The sequence below is a fragment of the Roseibium sp. genome (assembly GCF_025698965.1).
Taxonomy (GTDB): Bacteria; Pseudomonadota; Alphaproteobacteria; order Rhizobiales; family Stappiaceae; genus Roseibium.
Window position 1 is genome coordinate 1 of the sequence record NZ_JAILWL010000530.1, and the last position, 4,228, is coordinate 4,228.

Genomic DNA, 4,228 nt, shown 5'->3' on the forward strand with positions numbered 1-4,228 from the left:
CTGCTCATATAGAGCGCTACAATCGTCAACGCATACCCGGCAAGGGCACCGAAAAGGCAAATGAGGATTGCGTTCTTGCGCCCGATCACGTCCGATAGTTTGGAAATATATGGGGCGCCGAAAAACCAGCAGAGGAAAAACACACCGATGATAAGGCCATAGTTGAAATGGCGCATGGCATCGGACGTGTTCGCCGGAAGCATTGATGTGCTCGGTTCCATCACCAGACTGTTGATGATCGGAAAGACCAGACCCTGCCCCAAAAGGTCAACGAACACGACAAAAAGCATGGTGATTTTGGCTAGATGCGACATGGCCCCTCCTTGAATTCGAAAGCCTAGGCGATGCAGACCATTGCGGCAACGTTAAGCGGTTCGGAAGACCGATCCCCGGTTTCGGTAATCAGGGCAGGGACCTGGCTGAATAGATGCGAGGCACAAAAAAACGGGCCCGTTCGGACCCGCTTTTAAAACTACATGTTCGCCGCATCAGGCTGGGCGGTGAGCGTCGTACTGACCGTGCTCGCGAAACCGTTCCAGATAAGTCGGCAAAACGGCTGCAAGGGTGGTCGGGTCGATACCGAGACCATCCAACGTGCGGCGGTTCGATTTGGCTGCATCGGAAACGACATTGTCTGTTTTAAGCAACTCGACCTGGTCCGCCGTCAAAGGTGCCCCCGGCAGGAGTTGCATGATCTTGCCCATGGCGGAAGCAACCGGGAAAGGAATCGGAAGCAGGATTCTCGATCGTCTGGTCACCGCAAGCATGTCCTCAAGGCATTCCTTGAAGCTTTTCACTTCCGGTCCACCGAGTTCATAGATCGCTCCCGCATCCAGTTCACCGTCGACCGCGCGGGCCACGGCCTCCGCAACGTCGCAGACGTAAACCGGCTGAAACTTGGTCTCGCCACCGCCGATCAGCGGCAGGGTCGGCGAGAAGCGGGCCATGTCTGCGAATTTGTTGAAAAAGTCGTCTTCCGGACCGAATACAATGGACGGGCGCAAAATGACGCTGTCCGGAAGCGTTTCAAGAACACCCTTTTCACCGGCTGCCTTGGATCTTGCATAAGCGGATGAACTCTCCACATTCGCACCGATGGCGGAAATGTGGGTAATTCCGGGCAGGCCTGCCGACCGCGCAGCTTCGGCGATTGCACGCGGACCGAACGCCTGAACGGCATCAAAGGATTGTTTTCCGGCAGGCGCCAGGATGCCGACTGCATTCACAACGGCATCCGCGCCGATCACCGCCCGGTCGACCGACCAGCGGTAGCGAAGATTAGCCTGAACCGGCATGATCTGGCCGGGAGCACCCAGCGGCTGCAGGTGCGTCGCCAGATCCGGACGCCGCACCGCCGCGCGTACGCGGTAGCCACGCTTGGCGAGTGCCTGAACGATATGACGACCGAGAAAACCGGATCCGCCGAAAACCGTGACGAGTTTGCCGTTAAGAGGTGTGGACATCCAGAAATGCCTTTTGTCGCGTCCATAAAGAGTAACCGGCCATACCAGAGTTGCCGGTTCAATTACCCCGTTACTTAGACCTTTGTGCTCTGCGTGGGAAGGGCTCCTTGTGAATGAATGAAAAAAGTCTGTTTCTGTGATTGACAAGCCTGGGTGCGGCCCTTACAAGCCCCCCTCACAGCCCAGGTGGCGGAACTGGTAGACGCGCTAGCTTCAGGTGCTAGTGCCCTTATGGGCGTGGAGGTTCGAGTCCTCTCCTGGGCACCAATTCCCTCAAAGCTTCAAGTTTTGAGACACAAAGAAACCGGCCTTTCAGGCCGGTTTCTTGCGTTTTGGGTCCGGTAATCAATTCCGCACTATTCGGCCTAATTTGCATCTACGCATTTCTCCGGCTTGACCTTCCAGTGACTGGAAGCCCTAACTGATGAACAGTAACCGGATCGAAGTATCCGGAAAATCAGTATCTGGAAGTTCGGGATCCGTGATCCCGAATGGTCTCCCCCGAATGGCCTCCGTAAATGGCCGCCAGTGCGAGCAACGAAAATATGCAGGAAACAGCAGTTCAGTCCGAACGCCCCACGGAACTTGACAAGGCAACCGATCCCGTCTGCGGCATGTCCGTGACATTGGGCAAAGGCAAGCCGACCTTGATGTACAAGGGACGCGACTATCATTTCTGCAATCCGAAGTGCCACGACAAATTCGAGGCAGACCCCTATTTTTATGTCTCCGGAAACAGCCGGAAAAAGAAGGCGCAGGAAGCTGAGCGCGCCTCCAGCGGTGTCATGTATACATGTCCAATGGATCCCGAGATCGTTCAGGAAGGACCCGGCACCTGTCCGATCTGCGGCATGGCCCTTGAGCCGATGAGCGGAGTTTCCGATGAACCCAATCATGAGCTAATCGACTTCACCCGCCGGCTCTGGGTGAGCGCGCTTGCCGCAATTCCACTTCTGATACTGACCATGGGCCCGATGGTCGGCGTCCCGATCCGGGACTGGATCGGGGAGGGTGTCGCGATTTATCTGGAGGCACTATTGGCAACGCCTGTGGTGCTCTGGGCCGCGTTGCCGTTCTTCCAACGTGGCTGGACATCGCTCCGAACGCGTCATTTCAATATGTGGACGCTGATCATGATTGGGGTCGGGGCTGCCTATCTCTATTCGATGATCGCCACCTTCATGCCGTTTCTGTTTCCTGAGGCTCTCAAGGGAACGACCGGGCACATGCCGGTTTATTTCGAGGCCTCGGTGGTGATTGTCGCGCTTGTCTTTGTCGGGCAGGTGCTGGAGTTGAACGCACGCGAGCGCACGGGCGATGCAATCCGGGCGCTGCTCGACCTAGCCCCCAAGACAGCGCGTCGGATAACGCCGGAAGGTGCAGAGTACGATGCACCGCTTGAAAACATTCTGGCGGGCGACAGGCTGCGTGTGCGTCCTGGTGAAGCAGTGCCGGTTGACGGTGTGGTTCTTGAAGGTGGATCATCGATCGATGAAAGCCTGGTCACCGGAGAACCGGTCCCGGTGGAGAAAAACGCAGGCGACGAAGTTACGGGAGGCACGCTCAACAAAACAGGCACCCTTGTCATGGAAGCCCGTCTGGTCGGCGAAGACACGATGCTTTCCAAAATCGTCGACATGGTTGCCTCGGCGCAAAGATCCCGGGCCCCGATCCAGGGGCTGGCCGACAAGGTTGCCGGCTACTTTGTGCCGACCGTGTTGGCTGTAGCCGTACTGGCCTTCTGTGTCTGGCTGTTCGTTGGTCCGTCGCCCTCGCTCGTACACGGGATTGTTGCTGCCGTATCCGTTCTGATCATCGCCTGTCCCTGTGCGCTCGGGCTGGCAACGCCCATGTCGATCATGACTGCGACAGGCCGGGGCGCGCAGGCCGGTGTGCTCGTCAAGACCGCCGAAGCCCTGGAACGGTTGGCCTCCGTCGACACCATCGTGGTCGACAAGACCGGAACGTTGACGGAAGGAAAACCGGCGCTGAGCGATGTTATGCCGGCACCGGGGGAGAGCGAAGCAGACGTGCTGACACTGGCAGCAGCCCTTGAGAAAGGGTCCGAGCACCCATTGGCCGAACCGATCCTGGCGGGAGCGGAGGCGAAGGGCCTAAAACTGCCTGACGTGAAAAATTTCGAGGCAGTAACCGGCAAAGGTGTCCGGGCGCAGATTGGAAATGACCAGGTTGTTTTGGGTAACGCCACTTTTGCAAGGGAAGCGGGTGCGGATGTTTCTGCATTGGAAGATCGTGCAGAGGAGCTTGCCGAACTCGGCAAAACGGTCATGCACCTCGTCAAGATCACGGACGGCGACACCAGGCTTCTCGGGCTGATCGCTGTGGCTGATCCGATCAAGACAAACGCCAAATCCGCGATCAACGCGTTGCATGAGGACGGCATCCGGATCGTGATGGCGACCGGTGACGCTCCAAGAACAGCAGAAGCTGTGGCGGGAATGCTCGGAATAGACGATGTGCGGGCGGGGGTACTGCCGGAAGGCAAGCAGAAACTCATCGAAGATCTGAAGGCAGCCGGACACGTTGTTGCGATGGCAGGTGACGGTGTCAATGATGCTCCGGCGCTGGCGGCGGCAGATGTGGGACTTGCGATGGGAACCGGTGCCGATGTGGCCGTGGAAAGTGCGGGTTTGACCCTATTGAAAGGGGATCTGGAAGGTATTCTGCGTGCCCGCAAACTTGCCCGTGAAACTGTTCGCAACATCCGCCAGAATCTATTCTTCGCCTTTGTTTACAATGCGATT

The 4,228-nt window shown here is 57.5% G+C and carries 3 protein-coding genes and 1 tRNA gene; 2 read left to right on the plus strand and 2 right to left on the minus strand.

Annotated elements, in window-relative coordinates; genetic code table 11:
• On the minus strand, window positions 1-314 hold a 314-nt coding region (locus tag K5905_RS28725; protein ID WP_297590834.1), incomplete at its 3' end, for an MFS transporter.
• A gap of 174 nt (window positions 315-488) precedes the next feature.
• Complete coding sequence (locus K5905_RS28730) at window positions 489-1,463, minus strand: complex I NDUFA9 subunit family protein (RefSeq protein WP_297590837.1); 975 nt, start codon at window positions 1,461-1,463, stop codon at window positions 489-491.
• 180 nt (window positions 1,464-1,643) lie between these two features.
• On the opposite strand from K5905_RS28730, the gene K5905_RS28735 reads away from it, so the two are divergent.
• Both K5905_RS28735 and K5905_RS28740 read left to right on the plus strand, forming a co-directional pair.
• Window positions 1,644-1,730: transfer RNA gene (locus K5905_RS28735), tRNA-Leu, on the plus strand.
• 278 nt (window positions 1,731-2,008) lie between these two features.
• The coding region (locus K5905_RS28740; RefSeq protein WP_297590839.1) for a heavy metal translocating P-type ATPase at window positions 2,009-4,228 on the plus strand (2,220 nt) is incomplete at its 3' end.

Coding starts and splice junctions, on each gene's coding strand:
- K5905_RS28730 (WP_297590837.1), bottom strand. CDS start 1,463: ATGTCCACACCTCTTAACGGCAAACTCGTCACGGTTTTCGGCGGATCC.